A 19,384-nucleotide genomic window follows, 5' to 3' on the forward strand; every position below is an offset into this window, starting at 1 on the left:
GCGCCCGTCTCCGCGTCGCGGGCCTCGGCGGTCAGGCGATGGTCGGCACGATCCCGCCCTCGACCCGGAGCGCGGCGCCGTTGGTCGCGGCGGCGAGGGGACTCGCCAGGTAGGCGATCATGGCGGCGACCTCGTCCGGCTCGATCAGGCGCTGGATCAGCGACAGCGGCCGATGGAGCCGGAAGAACTCCGCCTCCATCGCCTCGGGCGACAGGTCGGGATCGGAGGCGACACTCTTCAGGAAATCGCCGATCCCGTCGGAGCGCGTGGGCCCGGGCAGCACCGTGTTCACGGTGACGCCGCTGCTCTTGGTGAGCTGCGCGAGTCCGCGGGCGATCGTCAGCTGGGCCGATTTGGTCACGGCGTAGTGGATCATGTCGGGCGGCGGCACGATCCCGGACTCGCTCGAGACGAACAGGACGCGCCCCCAGCCGCGCGCCTGCATCCCCGGGAGATAGGCCTGCGCGAGCCGGGCCCCCGACACGACGTTGACCGCGAACAGGCGGTGCCAGTCGTCGTCGGCGATGTCCGGGAAGGCCTTGGCCTCGTAGATCCCGAGATTGTTGACGAGGATGTCGACCGCGGGGGCCGCGCGCACGAGCGCGGCAGCGCCCTCGGCCGTGGCGGGATCGGCCAGGATCGCGCGCGCGCGGCCCGCCGCGGCGACCGCGGCCGCGGCCGCGTCGAGCTTGGCCTGCTGGCGCCCCGCGATGATGACCTCCGCGCCCTCCGCGGCCAGCCGTTTGGCCACGGCGAGACCGATCCCGGCGGTCGAGCCGGTGACCAGGGCGCTTCGTCCCGTGAGCTGAAGATCCATGACGGTTCGTCCTCGTTGCCGTGTCGGTCCCGGGGAGATGGACGGCCGCCGGATTGCTGAGTAGCAGGCATCGCGGCACGATGATCGTGACTTCGGTGCACGAGTGGCGGCGCGATGGACAATCGGCTCGGGGACATGGAGGCGTTCCTCCAGGCGACGCGGTGCGGCAGCTTCGCGGCGGCCGCCAAGGCCCTGCGGCAAACCCCCTCCGCCGTGAGCCGGGCCGTCGCCCGCCTCGAGGCGCGCCTCGGGGTCGCTCTGCTCCGGCGCACGACCCGATCCCTGACCCTGACCCCGGAAGGCGAGGCCTACCGCGAGCGGGCCGCCGAGCTGATGGCGGAACTCGACGCGATGGAGCGGGGCCTCACCCAGACCGCCGCCGAGCCGAGCGGGCGGCTCCGGGTGAACGCCTCGGTCCCGTACGGGACCCACGTCGTCCTGCCGGTCCTGCCGCGCTTTCTCGCGCAGCACCCGCGGATGAGCCTGGATCTCGCCCTGACCGACGAGGTGATCGACCTGCCCGCCACGCAGGCGGACGTCGCGATCCGGATCGGCCCACTCCGCGACACCCGCCTGCGGGCCCGACGCCTCGGGCGCAGCCGGATGATCGTGGTCGCCGCCCCCGCCTATCTCGCGCGGGAAGGTGTCCCGGAGCATCCCGACGGCCTCGCGGCGCACAATTGCCTCAACTTCAGCTTCCGCCGCTCCCTCGATACCTGGCCGTTCCGCGTCGGAGCCGGTCTCAACCAGCGGCCGATCCAGGGGAATTTCTACGGCAATTCCGGCGAGGTGGTGCGCCTGATGGCGCTCGGCGGCGCCGGGATCGCCCGCCTCGCCCGGTTCCATGTGGCGGCCGATCTCGCGGCCGGTCGGCTCGTGCCGGTGCTGGAGGCGTTCAACCCCGGCGATGCCGAGGACGTCCACGTCCTCTATGTCGGCCACGCGCGCTTGGCGCTGCGCATCCGAAGCTTCGTCGATTTCCTCGCCGCCCACGCGACGGTGGAGGAATGACATTGGCGCGGCAGACGCTTCACGAGCGATGCCTCGACTGCAGTAATATTTATTTTCATTGCTCGAAGACGCGCAATATTTGAGACGCTTGGGTCCTGAACAGGATCAGATCCGGCGACGGAGAGGCCGGCTCGCGGTCCGGGCGCTGGAACCGAGCGTCGCCGAGCCCGTCCTGCGCGGCCCGACCTCGGTGCAGCGCGCGCGTGCGCGCGACCCCGAACCGCTCTGGCAGCCATCGGCCGCTCTGAGTGCTAACCGACTGAGATCACGGGCGATTCGGCGTTTGTTAACAGCTCAGCCGGCAACTTTCTTGCTTCGTCGTGGGTCACTCTCACGATGCGCGCAGGAGGGGCCGCCATGAGCGTTTCGACCGCCTTCCGTCGTCAGCTGGAAGGCTACAGCCTGACGACAGCCGAGATCCTGTATCACCTGCCCGACCATCCCCACCTGCTCCAGACCTTCATCTGGCAGCAGCACGATCTCTTCCCCGTCTTCCCGGAGCTGAAGCGCTTCCTGGCCTTCTGGCAGGGCGCCCTCGATGGGCCGCTGCATTCGGTGAAGGTGGCCCACAGCCGCCTGATCAGGCCCGCGGAATTGCGGGCCGTCGGCAGCGAGTTTCACCTCCACTGACGCCGGGGGCGGGAGCCGAGCTTTCCGCGGGCCCGCGCGGGAAGCGCGATCGCGATGGTCGCGATGGTCGCGGAGATCGCGGAGATCGCCTGCGCCGGCCGGATGCGGGCGCAGGATCCGCGCTCAGATCTCGCCGCGACTCATCCGCTTGGCGATGTGGTCCGCCTGCCGCAGGGCCAGCGCGACGATGGTGAGGGTCGGATTCTCCGCGGCGCCGGTCGTGAATTGGGAGCCGTCCGAGACGAACAGGTTCTCGACATCGTGGGCTTGGCCGAAGCGGTTGACGACGCCGTCCCGGGGCTTCTCGCTCATGCGGTTCGTGCCGAGGTTGTGCGTCGACGGATAGGGCGGGGTGCGGATGGTGCGGACCGCGCCGACGGCCTCGTAGAGGGCGCTGCCCTGCCTGTAGGCGTGCTCGCGCATCGCCTCGTCGTTGGGATGGTCGGCGAAATGGACCGACGCGACCGGCATCCCGTAGGCATCCGTGTCGTCCGACAGGGTGATGCGGTTGTCGGAACAGGGCATATCCTCGCCCACGATCCAGAGGCCCGCCATGTTCCGGTACTTGTCGAGGGCGCCGGCGAAATCGCGGCCCCACGTCTGCGGGTCGAGGAACGCCGCCATGAAGGGCAGGCCCAGGGAGAGCGTCTCGAGCTCGTAGCCGCCGACGAAGCCGCGGCTCGGATCGTGCCGGGCCTCGTCGCGCACGATGCCGGCCATCGTGGTGCCGCGGTACATGTGGACCGGCTTCTCGAAGATGGCCTAGACCGAACCGGTCGTGTGGCGCATGTAGTTGCGCCCGACCTGCCCCGACGCGTTGGCCAGACCGTCGGGGAACTTCGCCGAGTGCGAATTGAGGAGCAGCCTCGGGCTCTCGATGGAGTTGCCGGCCACGGCGACGGCCCGCGCTCTCTGCCGGTGCTCGACGCCGTCCTTGTCGGCGTAGACCACGCCGGTGACCTTGCCGCCGGGATCGTGCTCGATCCGCAGCACCTGGCAGCCCGAACGGACCTCGAGCCGGCCCGTGGCCTCGCCCTTCGGGATCTCCGCGATGAGCGTCGACCACTTCGCACCCGACTTGCACCCCTGGAAGCAGAAGCCGAGCTGCATGCACGCGGCGCGGTCGTCGCGCGGCTCGGAGTTGATGGCCATCCGGCCGGTATGCACCTCCGTGTAGCCGATCTTGCGGGCGCCGGCCTCGAGCACCTTGAAGTTGTTGTTGCCCGGCAGGCCCGGGATGCCGTTGGTGCGCGTGACGCCCATCCGGTTCTCGGCCATGGCGTACCAGGGGTCCATCTCCGGGAGGTCGACGGGCCAGTCGAGAAGGTTGGCCCCCTTCACGGCGCCGTAATGCGTGCGCGTCCTGAACTCGTGCTCCTGGAAGCGCAGCGACGCGCCCGCCCAGTGCACGGTCGAGCCGCCGACGGCCTTCACGATCCAGGCCGGCAGGTTGGGGAACGTCTTGGCGATCGGCCACGGCCCGGTGGCGTGCCGCTTGTCCTTCCAGGCGAGCTGGGCGAACGAATCCCACTCGTCGTTGACGAAGTCGAAGGTCTCGTGCCGGTCGCCCGCCTCGAGGATGACGGTGTCGATGCCCTTGAGCGCGAGCTGGGTCCCGAGGGTCCCGCCGCCGGCGCCCGAGCCGACGATGACGAAGACGGAGCCGTCGCTGAGGTCGTAGGGAGCTGACATGGTTTCCTCCTGCCGCGGATCAGCCCCGTCCCGTCTTCGCGCGGGATGGTCGGACCGAGCGGTGAATGCGTGTCGCGCGCGGCCGCCGGCGCGGGCGCCGGGCCGCCGTCAGAGCCAGTCGATGTCGTCGAATCCGCGCTCCAGGTAGCCGCCCTTGTCGAAGGAGGCGCCCTCGTAGCCGAAGATCGGCCACAGCTCCTTCTGGTTGTAGAGACCGACGATCAGGTTGGCCCGCACCTTCTGGAAGAACGGGGTCGGCTCGATGGTCTCGAGGAGGGCCGCCCGGTCCGTGTCCTGCGGAACTTTGGCGTAGGGCAGGCGGTGCCTCTCGACGGCCGTCCGGTTGAGCGCGGCCATCCCGTCCTCGAGGAGCGTCAGTTCTCCTGGAGCGGTCCGCGCCGCGTCGTCGAGGATCTGCACCGCGGCGGCGTAGTACCTGTCGGCGACGCGGTCGTGCGGGTAGCAGTCGCGCGACATCTGAACGAGGGAGGCGAAGGTCTCGGGCTTCGTCGCCTTCGGCATCTGCGCCCAGGCCCGCCCGGTCACGCTGCCGTCCGGCATGACCGCGACCGCGAGCAGCGTCGAGCCGGCGGCGCCCAGGAAGCCGCGGCGGGACAGGTATGCGCCCGTCTCCTGCATCCTCATCCCGTCCTCCCCTGTCCGTGTCGGTCGTGCCGGTGCCGCGGCGGCCGATGGCGGGCCGTCGCGGGTCATCAGGCGAAGCGCCAACCGCGGGCGAGCACCTCGATCTTGTGCTCGTCCGGGTCGTCGATGAAGCAGGAGCGCGCCGTGCCCCGGGCGGCCCCCACGCCCAGGCCGCAGGCGCCGTCGTGGCCCGTGTTGACCGTCAGCTCCGACGCGAGACCGGACGCGGCATGCGCGAGATCGATCGGGGTGAAGGTTTCGAAGCCGGGCCGGTCGGCGGTGTCGAGGCGGAAGGCGGCCCGGTAGAAACGCGCGGAGCGCGCCGCGTCCCGGACCCGGATCATCGCGGGGATCCGCTCGGGCATGTCGCGCATGATCCCCCCTGTCGAGGCCCGAGGCCGACGGCCCCGAGGGGTCCCGCCGAGCGGAAACTTAGAGCCGCTCCAGCGTGCGGTGGTAGTATCATGCTACTGCGGAGCGGGCCCGCGACGCTCCGCGGAGCGCGTTGCGCCAGGGCCCGGGACGCGGTGGAAACGGGCGCGCGCTGCATTATTGTTCCTCATCCCGGGGAAGCGCGGGCGGCCGCCGCGGGTGAGCGGCGCGGATCGCAGGGGTGGACATGTGCAATCTGTACTCGGGGATGCCATCCGCCGACTACGAGGGCGAGACCCGCTCCATCCGGCTCGGCGGACACTCGACCTCGATCAGGATCGAGGTGATGTTCTGGAACGTGCTCGAGGACATCGCCGCCGCTCAGGGCATGACCCTTCCGCGCCTCGTGACCCTTCTCTACGACGAAGTGCTCGCTCTCCACGGTGAGGCACGCAATTTCGCCTCGCTCCTGCGGTGCGCGTGCCTGAGGCACCTCGAGATGAAGGCGGACCGCCTCGCCTCGGCGCAGCGGCGCGCCGTGGAACAGCGCGGCAGGGTCGCGGGGGACGTCGACAGCGCCCTGGAAAGGATCGACGACCGTGACGTCGGCGTCGGACACGTCGCGCGGACCGCGCGCGCCCTGCGCGGCGACGCGGTCCGGTCGCGCGATGCCCGCGGCGAGGGCTGAGGCGCGTCCCCCGGCATGGCCGATGCAGAGGGCTGGCGCGGTCGGCCGCTCCGGCCCCGATGAACGGATACCCGACATGCCGCTGCAGGAAGCCCCGAGGTCGCCCATCCGCGGCGGTCGCATCGCGATCGCCGGCCTCGGCACCGTCGGGCTGGCCGTGGCGCGCGCGCTCGATGCGGGCGCCATATCGGGGCTGAGGCTGACCGCCGTCGCGGTTCGCGATGCCGCGAGAGCCCGGGCCGCCCTCGCGGCGCTCGCGGAGCCGCCGGAGGTCGTCACCGCGTTCGACGCCCTGGAGCCGCGGGCCGACATCGTGCTGGAATGCGCGCCGTCCCAGCATCTCCCGGCGATCGTGCGGCCCTTCGTGGCGGCGGGGAAGACCGCGATCGTGCTGAGCTGCGGCGCGCTCCTCGATCACGAGGACCTCGTGGCGACGGCCCGCGCCCACGGCGGTCAGATCGTCGTCCCGACCGGCGCGCTGCTCGGCCTCGACGCCGTGACGGCCGCCGCGGAGGGCACCATCCGCACGGTGCGGATGATCACCCGCAAGCCCGTGCGCGGCCTCGTCGGCGCCCCCTACCTCGCGGAGAACGGCATCGAGATCGGCGGCATCACCGAGCCGATGCGCATCTTCGCCGGCAGCCCCCGCGAGGCGGCCCGCGGCTTCCCGGCGAATCTCAACGTCGCGGTCGCGCTCTCGCTGGCCGGCATCGGTCCCGACCGGACCGAGCTCGAGATCTGGGCCGACCCCGGCCTGGAGCGCAACACGCACCGCATCGAGGTGGAGGCCGACGCCGCGCGCTTCGCGATGACGATCGAGAACGTCCCGACCGACGAGAACCCCCGTACGGGCCGCATCACGGCCCTGTCGGCCATCGCCTACCTGCGCAAGCTCACAGCCCCGCTCCGGGTCGGAACCTGACAGACCGGACCCGGCCGGCACGGCCCCTGCCGCCGCGCCCCCGCGCCCGGAGCGGTGCCCGGGCGCGGTCGCCTCTCAGAGCCCGGAGCGGTCCGTGACAGCGGCGAGCGGCGCGATCCCGTCCGCCATCGAGCGGGCCACGGCGGCGCCGTCAAGCGCGGGCGGCGCCGGCCGCGGGCCGCGCGGCGAGGTCGAGGCGCGGCCCCGCGGGCTCCGCGCTCACCTCCCGGACGCCGCCCGCGATCTCACCCCGCCACTTGGCGACCGCCGCGGTGGCGAGCCCGTTACCGAGGACGTTCGTGACGGTGCGCCCCATGTCGAGGATCTGGTCGATGCCCATGATCAGCAGGATGCCGGCGGCCGGGAGACCGAACATCGGCACGGTGGCGGCCACCACGACCAACGAGGCCCGCGGCACGCCGGCGATGCCCTTGCTCGTCACCATCATGACGAGCAGCATCGTCAGCTGCTCGCCGAAGCCCATGTGAATCCCGAACGCCTGGGCGATGAACAGGGCGGCCATGGCCTGGTACATCATCGAGCCGTCGAGGTTGAACGAGTACCCGAGCGGCAGCACGAACCCCGTCACGCGCGGGCGCACCCCGAAGCGCTCCAGCACCTCGACGGTGCGCGGGAAGGCGGCCTCGCTGCTCGCCGTCGAGAAGGCGAGGATCATCGGGGCGCGCAGCAGGCGCAGCAGCTCCACCACGCGGCGGCCCAGCACGGCCCAGCCGGCACCGATCAGCAGCAGCCAGAGCAGGGACAGGCCCGCGTAGAAGCTGGCGATGAACTTGCCGTAATCGAGAAGGACGCCGAGCCCTTGGACGGTGACGACCGCCGCGATGGCCGCGAAGACGGCGATCGGCGCGAGCCGCATCACCGTGTCGGTGACCCTGAACATCACGCGGGCGAGGCCGTCGAGAAGCTGCACCATCGGCTCGCTGTAGCGCCGGTCGATCGTGCTGAGACCGAAGCCGAAGAAGATCGAGAAGACCAGGATCTGCAGCACCTCGTTGCCGGCCATGGCCGAGACGATGCTGGTCGGGAAGACGTGGACGAGGAAGTCGCGCAGGTTCAGCGAGGCGGCCTTCAGGCCGGTCTGCGCCCCCGCGTCGGGCAGCGGCAGGCCCAGGCCCGCGCCCGGCTGGAACAGGTTCGCGGTCAGGAGCCCGAGGGTGAGCGAGACGACCGAGGCGGTGACGAACCAGCCCATGGCCAGCGCGGCGACCCGGCCGACCGAGCGGGCGTCGCCGAAGCTCGCGATGCCGGCCACGATGGTGGCGAACACGAGCGGCGCGATGATCATCTTGATCAGACGCAGGAAGATGTCGGTCGCGAGGGTGAAGTGCGCCGCGAACGCCTTGGCCTCGTCGGGTCCGGCCGCCAGTCCGTGCAGGACGGCGCCGACGAGGATGCCGAGTGCCAGCCCGAGCCCGGTATAGAGCGTGAGCCGGCCCGAGCGCGATGTCGTGGAATCCGGGTCCGTATCGGCGTGCGTCATCCGTTGTCCTCCCATGGGATCGTGTTGTTCGGCGTGCGGGATCCGACCGCTGGCGTCGCGGGCGCGGATCCCGGATTCTGGATCAGGCCCCGGCGACGGCCCGGGCGATGACCGGATCGGGGGCTTGCGGGCGGGTCAGCCGCTCGGGCCGGAGGACCGCGTCGAGCTGCGCGCGGGCCATCAGCCCCTTCTCGAGCACGAGGTCGTAGACGCCGCGACCGGTCGCGTGCGCCTCCATGGCGACGGCCGTCGCGTTGCGGTAGCCGATATAGGGGTTGAGCGCGGTCACGATCCCGATCGAGTGCTCGACGCTGGCGCGCAGCCGTTCGCGGTTGGCGGTGATGCCCCGCACGCAGTGGAGATCGAGCGTGCGGCAGGCGGCTTCGAGATGCGCGAAGCTGCGGAACAGGCTGTAGGCGATCACGGGCTCGAAGGCGTTGAGCTGCAGCTGGCCGGCCTCGGCCGCGAAGCTGATCGTCACGTCATTGCCGATCACCTCGAACGCCACTTGGTTCACCACCTCGGGGATCACCGGATTGACCTTGCCGGGCATGATCGAGGAGCCGGCCTGCCGGGCCGGCAGGTTGATCTCGCCGAAGCCCGCGCGCGGACCGCTGGAGAGCAGGCGCAGGTCGTTGCAGGTCTTGGACAGCTTCACGGCCACCCGTTTGAGGACGCCGGACACCTGCACGAAGGCGCCGCAATCCTGGGTTGCCTCGACCAGATCGTCGGCCGTGACGAGCGGGATGCCGGTGATCTCGGACAGCCGCGCGCGGACCGCGGCCGCGTAGAGGGGATGCGCGGTGATGCCGGTCCCGATCGCGGTGGCGCCCATGTTGATCTCGCGGATCAGCAGCTCGGCCTCGCCCAGCCGGGCCTCGTCCTCGCCGAGCATACGCGCGTAGGTGCCGAATTCCTGGCCGAGCGTCATGGGCACCGCGTCCTGCAGCTGGGTGCGGCCCATCTTGAGCACGTCCGAGAACTCGGCGGCCTTGGCCTCGAAGCTGCCGCGCAGCGACGCCATCGCGGCGACGAGCCGACGGATCGCGCCGATGCCGGCGATCTTGAGGGCCGTCGGGTACACGTCGTTGGTGCTCTGGCCCATGTTGACGTGCTCGTTCGGGTGCAGCTGCCCGTAGGCGCCGCGGGCGTGGCCGAGCAGTTCGAGCGCGCGGTTGGCCACGACCTCGTTGGCGTTCATGTTGGTCGAGGTCCCGGCCCCGCCCTGGATGAGATCGACCACGAACTGATCGTGCAGGCCGCCGGCCCGGATCTCCTCGCAGGCCGCCACGATCGCGTCGCAGCGCGCCGCGTCGAGCAGGCCGAGTTCCCGGTTGGCGAGCGCCGCCGCCTGCTTGATCGCCGCGAGCGCCCGGATCAGGTCCGGGCAGGTGGCCAGCGTAGTGCCGGTGATCGGGAAGTTCTCGACCGCGCGCAGGGTATGGATGCCCCAGTAGGCCGCCTGCGGAACCTCGCGGTCGCCCAGGAGGTCGTGCTCGGTGCGGGTGGCGGCGGCGGAAGCGATCTCGGACACGGCTCTCTCCTCGCGCGCGGAAGCGATCCGGCGCGCCGTAGGGCAGGACGGTTGGGCGGACGATTGCGCGTGAGTGACCGGCCCGCGTGAGGGGGCGTCGACGCTCTCGACGGTGCGCGATGAAGGGTCGCCGCCAGTCGCCCCGCCCTCACGGGCGGCCGCGCCTGACCGGCCGGCGTCTGATAGTCCCGGTGCCGGCGGGCCGCCAATGCTAGTTGCGACCAGAACTATTCCGAACCGGAATAGTTCTTCGAATCCGCGGCGGCGGCCGACCAGACGGCCTCCAAGAACGGCCGGGCCCGCTCCGCGCTGCGGTACAGTCGGATCTCCATCGACATCTCGGGGCTGACGATGGCGAGCGCGCCCGCCGCGATCTCGCCGGCCACGAGGCTCCTCGGCAGCCACGCGACCCCGTGTCCCGCGAGCGCCATCGACCGCAGGGCCTCGGCCATCGAGTTCTCGTTCGTGTGGACCGGATAGGTCGCGGGCGCGCCCTCCCGGGCCTGGGCGATGGCGGCGAGCCGGCCCAGGAAGGAGCCGCGGGAATATTGCAGGAGCGGCAGGCGGCCTTCCCGGTCGCGGGGGAGATCCGCCGGCGCCGCCACGGCCACGAGGCTGTCCTGGCCCACGACGAGGCAGGGAAAGCGATCGGGCCCGAGCGGGATCGGGATGCCCGGATGGTGATAGGTCAGCATGAGGTCGTAGCCGCCCTCGACCAGGGCCTGGAGGCAGATGTTGAAGTTCTCCGGCAGCACGCGGCTGCTCATCGCACCGAGCTCGCCCCGGAGCGCGCCGAGCCAGCGCGGCAGGAAGGAGAGACAGAGCGAATGCAGGGCCGTGATGGCGACGACGGGCAGGCTCGACCGATCGCTGCGGTTGCGGAAGTCGGCGCGGCTGAGGGTGAGGAGGCGCACCACCTCCTCGGCGGTCTCGAGGAAGTGGCGCCCGTCCGCCGTGAGGGTGATCGGGTAGGTGCTGCGGTCGAGCAAGGCCGTGCCGAGCCAGACCTCCAGGGAGCGGATGCGGCGGCTGAACGCCGATTGCGTGACGTGCCGCGCCTCGGCCGAGCGTGAGAAGCTACGGGTCTCGGCGAGGCTGAGGAAGTCCTCGATCCACTTCAGTTCCATCGCCGGCCGGGCCACGTTCCAGGGGTCACGGCCTTGAAACGCCGAAAGGGCGGGCCCGGCAAGCGGGGCGGGCGCGTCCGCGCCGACGCGGTCCGGCGCCCGATCCTGGGCGATCGTGGCCGATCCTGCCGAGAACCGCGCGCGCCGACGGCGCGGCCCGGAGCGGCTCAGAGCGGTCCGCCAGGCGCGCCTCGGACGAAGCGAGGCGGCCCGATCGTGGGCTGCGCGATAAGTCTCAACGCGACGGTGGCCGTCACGACGGCGTCGGAGGAGCGGCGCGGGGCGCTCCCCCGGCAGGCGGGCTCAGGCGAAGTGCGTCGGCAGACTCAGGGCCTGCGCGTAAGTCACCAGCGCGATCGCGCCGCCGATGAGGGTCGCGGCTACGGTGATGCGGTTCGTCCAGGTCATCGTCGTCTCCATCGGGCTCGCGACTGTCGTCGCGGTGTGATCCCGATGTAGGCTCAAGCTTTCAGGCCCGGCGTGTTCCGGAGCACCCGCGCTGGCGGCGTTGCCGGAGCGACGGGGTCGCCGTGGCCGCCGGCTCGGACCGCGGCCGGCTCGGGGAGCGCCCGACCGAACGGCCCCTCCGGCGGCTCCGCGGCAATCGTGCAGGCGTGCGGCACATCGAACGACACGGCGCAGCGATGTGACCGCGGGGCCTCAGCCGCGGGCGCGGCGGCCCGCGACAGGGTGCTACGTCCTTCGGTCGAGCACCGAGCACCACAAATGATGGCGACGGAAACGCCCGCGCGGGCTCTGCGCCTGGACAGGACTGGTCCGAGTCTGGGTCAGCCTCGGCGGCCGGCCGCAAGATCAGCATGAGCCGGCTGGCCGCGATCCGAGAGCGTCGCAGGACACACATGCAGGAAACACCCCGCAGAGTCGTGATCCGAACGGATCCCGATTTCGAACACGCCGTGATCGGCGGATTCAAGCTGGTCGAAGACGCCTACGCGCGCGGGATCATCTCTTGGATGCGCCGGTGCGCGTTGCTGGACCTGTTGGCGAGCGGCGAGTCCGAGCTGTACGAGAGGCGCACCTATGTGACGCCGCATTCGGACCCGGATGCGATCCAGATCGGCGTCTACTTGGAACCGACTTCGGCCTTCTTGATCGAACTCGGTCTGCTGACGCCGGAGATGACCGCGCCCGAACAGGCCGATTCCGGGGCCGACCGCGAGCGCTAGGGCCCGAGGCGCCGGGACGGAGGCTCCGGCCCGGCGGATGCGGGGTCGTCCAGGGGGCTCGCGGCGCGAGTTGCCCCGCCTCTGTGCCCCGAGCACCGCCCGCTGACGCGGCGGGGCGCGGCCCCGCGTTTGCCTCGCAGCCTCTCCGAGGGCACCATGCGACGCGACGAGGGTGACGGGCGCACGGTCTCCGATGGCATCCAGCACGAGCGCTCGCCGATGAGGCGCCGCGAGGTCCTCGCCGCCCTGGCCGCCGCCGCGGTCGCGCGGCCCGCCGTCGCGCAGCCCGCCAAGGTCCTGCGCTTCATCCCGGAAAGCGACGTCGCGGTGATCGACCCGATCTGGACGACGGCGACCGTGACGCGCAACCACGGCTACCTCGTCTTCGACACCCTCTACGGCCAGACCGCGGGCTACGAGTTCCAGCCGCAGATGGTCGAGGGCCACGCCGTCGAGGCGGATGGCCGCCTCTGGCGCCTGACCCTGCGCGAGGGCCTGCGCTTCCACGACGGCGCGCCGGTGCTGGCGCGCGACGCGGTGGCGAGCGTGCGCCGCTTCGCCGCCCGCGACGCCTTCGGCCGGGCGCTGATCGACGCCACCGACGAACTCGCGGCGACCTCCGACCGCGTCGTGCAGTTCCGCCTCAAGCGGCCGTTCCCGCTGCTGCCCGCGGCTCTGGGCAAGACCGGCACCTCGATGCCCTGCATCATGCCGGAGCGCCTGGCGAAGACCGACCCGAACACGCAGGTCACCGAGATGGTCGGCTCGGGCCCGTTCCGCTTCAAGGCGGACGAGCGCGTCCCGGGGGCGCTCACCGTCTACGAGCGCTTCGACGGCTACGTGCCCCGCCCGGACGGCGCGGCGAGCTTCACCGCCGGACCGAAGCGGGCCCATTTCGAGCGGATCGAGTGGCGGATCGTGCCCGACGCCTCCACCGCCGCGAGCGCGCTGGCGGCCGGCGAGGTCGACTGGTGGCAGAACCCGACGCCGGATCTGCAGGCGCTGCTCAGGAGCAGATCGGGGATCCGGCTGGAGGTGCTCGATCCGGCCGGCGGCATCGGCTGCCTGCGCTTCAACCACCTGCATCCGCCCTTCGACAATCCCGCGATCCGCCGGGCGCTGCTCGGCGCCATCGACCAGACCGAGTTCATGAGCGCGGTCGCGGGCGACGAGCGCGCCTTGTGGAAGGACCATGTCGGCGTCTTCAGCCCCGAGGCGCCGATGGCGACGCGCGCGGGCACCGACGGGCTGGTCGGCCCCCGCGACTACGCCGCGGTCAGGCGCGCCCTGGCGGAGGCCGGCTACCGGGGCGAGCGCGTCGTCATGCTCGACCCGACCGATTACCCGGCCACCCATCCCCTGGCCCTCGTCGCGGCCGAAGCCTTCCAGAAATGCGGCCTCGCCGTGGACCTCGTCGCGATGGACTGGGGGACCCTGGTGCAGCGCCGGGCGAGCCGCCAGCCCCCGGACAAGGGCGGCTGGAGCACCTTCGTCACCTACCTGAACGGCACCAACAACTTCGATCCCGCCGGCCAGCTCGGCATCCGCGGCAACGGCGACCAGGCCTGGTTCGGATGGCCCCGCGCGCCCCGTCTCGAGGAGCTGCGCGCCGCGTGGTTCACCGCGCCCGATTCTGCGGCGCAGAAGGCGATCTGCGCCGAGATCCAGCGACAGTTCTTCATCGACGTGCCGTACCTGCCGCTCGGCGCCTATTACGAGGCGACGGCCTATCGGGGCCTGACGGGCGTGCGCAACGGCTTCCCGCAATTCTACGACGTCAGGCCGGCCTAGAGCGCTCTGCACCGAAGTGGATACCGGTCCGGCGCAAGCAAGCGCGTCGAAACAGAGGCTTAGAGCCGCGCCCGGTCCTTACGTGGCGCGCCATCCTTCGCCGGGCCGGACCGTCGCCCCGGCGCGCGGCGCCCCGAGGACACCGGAGCCGATGCGCGTCGCCGTCCGGCCTTTCGCGGCCGCGGCGATGCGGGCGCGGTGGCGCGCGCTACATCGGTGCCATGCGGACTGCGCCAGTCTTCTCCTCCCGCCACCTCGACCGCCTCGGCGACCGCCTGACGGCCGATGTCGACAGCGGCGCGATCGCCGGGGCCGACATGCTCGTCGGCGGCGCGGACGGGGCGATCTGGCGACGCACCGTCGGCTACCGCGACCGCGTCGCGCGCGCGCCCCTCGGGCCAGACGCGCTCTGGCGCATCTACTCCATGACCAAGGTCGTCGTCTCCGCCGCGGCCATGGTGCTCGCCGAGCGCGGCGCCCTGCGCCTCGATCAGCCCGTGGCGGCGTTCATTCCCGCCTTCGAGCACCTGTCGGTGCTCGATCCGGACGGCGGCCTCAGGCCCGCCAGGGCCAGGCCGACCGTTCAGGATCTCCTGCGCCACACCGCCGGGATCGCCTACGGCTATCTCGGCGACGGGCCGGCGCGGCGCGCCTACGCGGCCGACGGCCTGCTCGCCGAGGATCTCGACAACGCGGCGTTCGCCGAACGGATCGCCCGCCTGCCGCTGGAGCACGAGCCCGGCACGGTGTGGCACTACTCGCACGCCACCGACGTGCTCGGCCGCGTCCTGGAGATCGCCGGCGGCGCGGATCTGCAGCGGGTCCTCGACGCGACCGTGCTCGAGCCGCTCGGCATGGCCGACACGCTGTTCCAGATCTCGGCCGCGATGGGATCACGCGTCGCGCAGCCGCTGCCGCAAGCACCGGGGCAGCGCCCTGTCTTTCACGATCCCGCGCAGCCGCGGCGCGGCCAGAGGGGCAATGGCGGCCTCGTATCGAGCACGGCGGACTGCGCCCGCTTCCTGCGCATGCTTCTCGCCGGCGGCAGTCTCGACGGCGCGCGCGTCCTGGCGCCGGCCAGCGTGCGGCTCATGACCTCGGATCATCTCGGGGCGGCGATCGCGAAGGCCGCCTACTATCCGCCGGGGCCGGGCTACGGCTTCGGGCTGGGCGTGGCGGTCCGCCTCGCGGCGGGCGAGGCGCCGTTCCCCGGCAATGTCGGCGACTGGTTCTGGAGCGGCGTCGGAGGCACATACTTCTGGGTTGACCCTGTAGAGGGGTTCTTCGCGCTCCTGATGATGCAGACCTCCTCGGCCGACCAGCGCCAGCACTACCGCACGCTGACCCGCACCATGGTCTACGCCGCCCTGGAAGACCGTCGACTGTCCGAGACGTCTCCCTGAGGGACAAGGTCCGCCCGACGCATGTCTACGCCGGCGGCACGACCGAATCCGGAGCGGTCATGGCGCGGACTCCTGCCGCGCCGCCTGGACAAGGCGGTCGCCGTCCTCGCGCAGGAGCAGGCGATCCCGAACCAGCGCGTCCACGGACTTGGTCACGGCAGCCAGGTAGGCATTCGGATCCGGGTAGCGCTCCTCCAGCGAGGGCCGCGGATCCCCGTTGGCCTCCCGCTCCGCCCGGGTCCGGGCGAACGGAAGCTGGCTCCCCTCCCGGTCGCAGAGGGCCCCCGCCGGGAAGGGATCGGCGTAGAGATTCCAGCCCGTGAAGGTCGCGCGCGGTGCGGCGACGGCCGGCAGGCGAATGCCTGCCACGTCGTTGCCATCCGCGTCGACGCGGGGCACGAGCGGCCGGTACTGCGGCCCGCTCTCGGGCTTGGGATCGACGTAGGTGCTGAAGCGGGCGATCGTGTTCGGGGCGGTCGGGACCGGCACACCGACGATGAAGGGATAGCCGGCTTCGGCCGGCTCCACCAGCGTGCCGTCCGACAGGCGCGGGATCCGGCTGTCGGGCGGGGGCGTGCCGAGCGTCACCCAGTCCTCGAGTGCGACGAGAAGCGCCCGGAGGGCAGGCGCCGGATTGAGGGTGCTGCGCATGTTGGCGCAGGGGCCTCTGCTCGAGGTCAGTCCGGCGCGCCCGTAGTGGAAGCCGCTCGAGACCAAGTAGACGCGTGTCGTGTCGGGCAAGGCCAGGTCGGTGCGGCCCAGGGGATCCGTCGCCAGCAGCGAGGCACCCTTCTGCCAGTACTCGGTGCCGGTGTTCACCTCGATCAGCAACGGGTCGAAGCCGTCGTCGCGCAGCAGCGCGCCGGTCCGTCCCGTCACCGGGTCGTGCTGAGCCGCCGCGGAGAACGGGAAGGCATTCTCCGGATAGAGATGGTCCTCGTGCTGCGTGTTGGTGCGGGACGGTTGGCCGAAGCGCGCGTTCAGGAAGACGCCGCCGATCCCCGCGATGTGCGACAGCACGCCGTCGAAGACCCGGCGCCCGGCCTCGTCGCGATTGAAGCCCTGGGCGATGAAGTCGCGCAGGTACCGCCCGCTCTGGGAGATGCCGAGCGCGACCGCGTGCCGGATCGCTCCGCCCGCCGGGTTGGCGCCACCGGCGGCATCGCCGCGCAGGTAGGCGACCACGTCGCGCGTCGCGGCGAAGCCGATGCCGAGCACCTTCGGCTCGGTGGCGCGGTAGGTGAACTGGTAGATCGAGCCCGGCAGCGGCTTCGTTCCCTTGGGCAGGAGCTCGAGTTGCCGCGGCGTCGCGTAGTGCCACGCCTCCTCCGGAACCGGCCGAGGCGGGTCGGCCGCCCGGCGGCGCACGGTCAGCTGCGTGCCGGCCTTGTCCTGGCTGGCCGCCTTGAAGGTGAGATAGAAGGGCGCCTCTGGCGGCCCGCGCGTCGCGCTCACGAGTTCGTCGCGCACGATCTCCACGATCGGCTTGCCGTTCCTGGAGGCGACCGGCACGTCGATGGCCATGCCGCCCTGCTGGCGCAGCGCGTCCGCCTCCCAGCCCGACCAGACGATCGTGTCGCCGCGACGCAGGACGAGGCCGGTTCCGGCGTCGACGGCGTTGCGCGGATCGTTGACGGCCTGGGCCCCTTGGGCCGGCGCGTCCAGCACCCAGTTGAAGAGGAACTTGCGGCCGCGGTTCAGCACCTCGAACAGCAGCGTACCGCTGCCGCGGGCAGGGTTCTTCGGGCGCAGGATGAACAGGTCGGTCCTGTATTCGACCATGCCGCGCGCATTGCGCGGCGCCAGCGCGATGTCGACGATGCCGGCATTGGCCGGATCTGCCGGATCGAGCTCGCCGCGGGCGGCACCGATGACCCGCTCGTACGCGCCGGCAGGTCCGAATTCAGCGCCGTCGGCGAACGGCTCGACGGTGACGACCTCGATCTGAGTGATCCGCGCCTGTGCCGGCGTGACGCCGAGCGCGCAGCCGAGCGCGCCGGCAAGAACCCAACCGGTCCGCATGGTCCCCCCTCCCGCGCGGCTCGTTCTCCTGGCCGGCCGTGTCAGCAAACACAGATGGAACGGGCCGTCGAGCGCGCTGCCCGCGAAGGCATTGCGTTCCCGGACCGCCTGTCAGCCGGTCTCGGGAGGCCCCCGGGCGGGCAAGGCGAGCATCCGCGAGGGGCAGCCTAGCGAGGCGCGAAGATCGTCACGTTGCTGTTGATCTGGTAGGCGGCCGTCGGCTTCGTGTTGACCAACCGCAGATAGATCGGGCTCTCGCCGAGGATCGCGCCGAACGCCTGTGTCACCTTGAGCGGGAAGCAGCGTGCCAGCACAGCGGATGCCGCCTCCTCGTAGCGACGGTGCGCGTCCTGGTCGCCGACCAGTCGCCGCGCGGTGATGAGCGGCTTGCCCCGGATGGCACCCGTCTTGTCGAGGCCGAACCGGTAGGCAATCAGGGATCCCTCCGTGCCGGGCGGCACCGTCCAGCACGCCGCCATCGCCTCGCGGAACTCAGCCCAGTTGTTGACGGGCGCGACCTGAGATCGCGCCGGCAGATCTGACAGAACAGAGACGGCTGCTGCGAGCAGCAGCGTGGCAAACGGTTTTGCCAAGGGCACCTCCGCGATGACCGCCGTATCTCCGAAGTATTCTGCTCGAACAGGGCCGCGATCTCGTTGCCGCGGCTTCAGGTCATCGCCGACAGGGGAGGATGTGCCGTCGACCCCGATGCCAGTGACCCGGGCCGATCCCGGGGCGTGCTCGACGTTGCGGACCCACCATCGACGCGCCCGGATTCGCTCACTGACGCGGTGCCGGCGCGGGGTTCTGCGGCGACGCCCCCGGCTGTGCGGGTGCCTGCGGGATCGAGTTCTGAGGCGGAGGCGGCGGCTGCTGACCGGTGCTGGCCGGCGCCTGATCGTTCTGCAGGGTCTGGTTCGCCTGAGTCTGGATCTTGTCGGCCGTCTGCTGGCTGATGACTCCGTAGGAGACTGCAGCGGCGAGCGCGACGGCGATAACGGCTCCGATGATGGTCTTGGTCAGCTTGGGCGGCATCGTTGCGTCCTCCACGATCAAAGTCAGTCCGACGGCGGCTCCCGGTCAGATGACATAGGCGGCAACCGTGCCTGAGGTAGTTCCCCGGCCCGGATCAGCAGCCGCCCGGCCTCTGAGATCGGGGGGTCTGCCGGGACCGGAGCCGTCGGGCCCGAAATGCGGCCAGTGCCCGGGCTGGTGAGGGAAGGCGCGTCGCCGCGGCGATCAGGGCGGACTACCCGAGGGAGAAGGATCTCCAGCGCGCGCCGGCGCCGTCGGAACCCGACCCTGCCACCGGGTTGCAATCGGTTAAAGAACGGTTAAGCTTCTACGTAGGTAATACGGGGGAGCGGTCATGAAACCAATCTATCCGCAGCGTGAGGACGGTCTGCGTGTCCCGCAATCGACCGCGATCACAGTTTTCCCTCGGCACGAAGACGAGATCCTCCAAGAACAGATGCGGCGGCAGCACAATGCGCGTGCCCGCCACCGTTCGGCGCGCCGCCATCTCGCCGCGCGGGCCCATAGCTGAGGGCACGGCCATGCTCGAACCATTGCTCTTCATCGGCCTCATCATCGCCGCTGCGGCTGCCGCGACCCGGCTCGGGATCGCCGCCGCGGCACCGATGGCGCCGTCGCGCCTCGACGCGTGGGACGGACGCGCCGACGCGGACGCCTGAATCGGCAGCGTCCTCCCGACAGCACCGTCGTCGCGCCCGCGGACGGGCGGGCTGGACCCCGGGCGTCGCCGAGCGCCGCGCCCGTCTTCCCGGGTTGTCGGGTCCCCGCCGCGGAGGCTTACGGGGGCGGCGCGTCGGAGACCGTGGCGGTGTCGCCTGAGACACCGATCGTCGCCTATGAGCCAGTCGATCCGTCGGCGATCCGTCCCGACGCGAAGGTCTTCGTCACCGCCGAGCGGGACGGCGGCAAACTGACGGCGCTCCGGGCCAGCGTGGGCGAGGACGGCCTCACCCCGGCATGTAGCCGACGATGTGGCCGGCGGCGGTCAGTCGCCGCGCGGCCATGGC

General features: G+C 71.4%; 16 protein-coding genes and 2 pseudogenes. 8 read left to right on the plus strand and 10 right to left on the minus strand.

Annotated features, from left to right (window positions below):
- Positions 1-31 precede the first annotated feature (31 nt).
- Positions 32-817, minus strand: a complete 786-nt coding sequence (locus BM314_RS26010) for an SDR family NAD(P)-dependent oxidoreductase (RefSeq protein ID WP_091981237.1) — start codon at positions 815-817, stop codon at positions 32-34.
- A gap of 114 nt (positions 818-931) precedes the next feature.
- Between BM314_RS26010 and BM314_RS26015 the strand changes: the two genes are divergently transcribed.
- Both BM314_RS26015 and BM314_RS26020 read left to right on the plus strand, forming a co-directional pair.
- Positions 932-1,828, plus strand: a complete 897-nt coding sequence (locus tag BM314_RS26015; RefSeq protein WP_020095931.1) for a LysR family transcriptional regulator — start codon at positions 932-934, stop codon at positions 1,826-1,828.
- Between the two features lie 357 nt (positions 1,829-2,185).
- Positions 2,186-2,458, plus strand: coding sequence for an usg protein (locus BM314_RS26020; RefSeq protein WP_020095930.1), 273 nt, complete (start codon positions 2,186-2,188; stop codon positions 2,456-2,458).
- Positions 2,459-2,581: 123 nt separating this feature from the next.
- On the opposite strand, the pseudogene BM314_RS26025 reads toward BM314_RS26020, so the two are convergent.
- The 3 genes and pseudogenes from BM314_RS26025 to BM314_RS26035 form a co-directional block, all read right to left on the minus strand.
- A pseudogene (locus BM314_RS26025) lies at positions 2,582-4,150 on the minus strand (GMC family oxidoreductase).
- A gap of 108 nt (positions 4,151-4,258) precedes the next feature.
- Complete coding sequence (locus BM314_RS26030) at positions 4,259-4,795, minus strand: gluconate 2-dehydrogenase subunit 3 family protein (protein ID WP_244540040.1); 537 nt, start codon at positions 4,793-4,795, stop codon at positions 4,259-4,261.
- Between the two features lie 68 nt (positions 4,796-4,863).
- Positions 4,864-5,160 carry a VOC family protein gene (locus BM314_RS26035; RefSeq protein WP_091981273.1) on the minus strand — a complete coding sequence of 99 codons (297 nt, stop codon included), beginning with the start codon at positions 5,158-5,160 and terminating at the stop codon, positions 4,864-4,866.
- A 254-nt stretch (positions 5,161-5,414) separates the two neighbouring features.
- Between BM314_RS26035 and BM314_RS31085 the strand changes: the two are divergent.
- Positions 5,415-5,654, plus strand: a pseudogene (locus tag BM314_RS31085) (ribbon-helix-helix domain-containing protein); the annotation flags it as partial.
- A 277-nt stretch (positions 5,655-5,931) separates the two neighbouring features.
- Complete coding sequence (locus tag BM314_RS26045) at positions 5,932-6,777, plus strand: aspartate dehydrogenase (protein WP_091981243.1); 846 nt, start codon at positions 5,932-5,934, stop codon at positions 6,775-6,777.
- A 151-nt stretch (positions 6,778-6,928) separates the two neighbouring features.
- Here the strand turns inward: BM314_RS26045 and BM314_RS26050 are convergent, their stop codons facing one another.
- The 3 genes from BM314_RS26050 to BM314_RS26060 form a co-directional block, all read right to left on the minus strand.
- Positions 6,929-8,278, minus strand: coding sequence for a dicarboxylate/amino acid:cation symporter (locus BM314_RS26050; protein ID WP_056524126.1), 1,350 nt, complete (start codon positions 8,276-8,278; stop codon positions 6,929-6,931).
- An 82-nt stretch (positions 8,279-8,360) separates the two neighbouring features.
- A complete protein-coding gene (gene aspA, locus BM314_RS26055; protein ID WP_091981245.1) occupies positions 8,361-9,812 on the minus strand; it encodes an aspartate ammonia-lyase in 1,452 nt (483 codons plus the stop codon).
- A gap of 227 nt (positions 9,813-10,039) precedes the next feature.
- Positions 10,040-10,939, minus strand: a complete 900-nt coding sequence (locus BM314_RS26060) for a LysR family transcriptional regulator (RefSeq protein WP_091981246.1) — start codon at positions 10,937-10,939, stop codon at positions 10,040-10,042.
- An 860-nt stretch (positions 10,940-11,799) separates the two neighbouring features.
- On the opposite strand from BM314_RS26060, the gene BM314_RS26065 reads away from it, so the two are divergent.
- The 3 genes from BM314_RS26065 to BM314_RS26075 all read left to right on the plus strand — a co-directional run bounded on the left by BM314_RS26065 (position 11,800) and on the right by BM314_RS26075 (position 15,320).
- Positions 11,800-12,126, plus strand: coding sequence for a hypothetical protein (locus BM314_RS26065; protein WP_210187356.1), 327 nt, complete (start codon positions 11,800-11,802; stop codon positions 12,124-12,126).
- Between the two features lie 219 nt (positions 12,127-12,345).
- The gene (locus BM314_RS26070) at positions 12,346-13,917 is read left to right on the plus strand and encodes an ABC transporter substrate-binding protein (RefSeq protein ID WP_056524301.1); all 1,572 of its coding nucleotides are present in this window, start codon (positions 12,346-12,348) and stop codon (positions 13,915-13,917) included.
- Positions 13,918-14,138: 221 nt separating this feature from the next.
- A complete protein-coding gene (locus BM314_RS26075; RefSeq protein ID WP_091981251.1) occupies positions 14,139-15,320 on the plus strand; it encodes a serine hydrolase domain-containing protein in 1,182 nt (393 codons plus the stop codon).
- A 57-nt stretch (positions 15,321-15,377) separates the two neighbouring features.
- Here BM314_RS26075 and BM314_RS26080 read toward each other — a convergent pair whose 3' ends face one another.
- The 3 genes from BM314_RS26080 to BM314_RS26090 all read right to left on the minus strand — a co-directional run bounded on the left by BM314_RS26080 (position 15,378) and on the right by BM314_RS26090 (position 18,377).
- Entirely contained in the window at positions 15,378-17,342 is a 1,965-nt protein-coding gene (locus BM314_RS26080) for an alpha/beta hydrolase domain-containing protein (protein ID WP_091981253.1), read from the minus strand.
- Positions 17,343-17,509: 167 nt separating this feature from the next.
- The gene (locus tag BM314_RS26085; RefSeq protein ID WP_244535047.1) at positions 17,510-17,941 is read right to left on the minus strand and encodes a hypothetical protein; all 432 of its coding nucleotides are present in this window, start codon (positions 17,939-17,941) and stop codon (positions 17,510-17,512) included.
- A gap of 181 nt (positions 17,942-18,122) precedes the next feature.
- Positions 18,123-18,377 (minus strand): hypothetical protein, encoded by a 255-nt coding sequence (locus BM314_RS26090; protein WP_026605357.1) that lies wholly within the window; start codon positions 18,375-18,377, stop codon positions 18,123-18,125.
- 521 nt (positions 18,378-18,898) lie between these two features.
- On the opposite strand from BM314_RS26090, the gene BM314_RS30755 reads away from it, so the two are divergent.
- A complete protein-coding gene (locus BM314_RS30755) occupies positions 18,899-19,036 on the plus strand; it encodes a hypothetical protein (RefSeq protein ID WP_170868188.1) in 138 nt (45 codons plus the stop codon).
- Positions 19,037-19,384: the final 348 nt, after the last annotated feature.

Origin of the sequence: Methylobacterium sp. 13MFTsu3.1M2, assembly GCF_900112625.1 — a bacterium.
Taxonomy (GTDB): Bacteria; Pseudomonadota; Alphaproteobacteria; order Rhizobiales; family Beijerinckiaceae; genus Methylobacterium.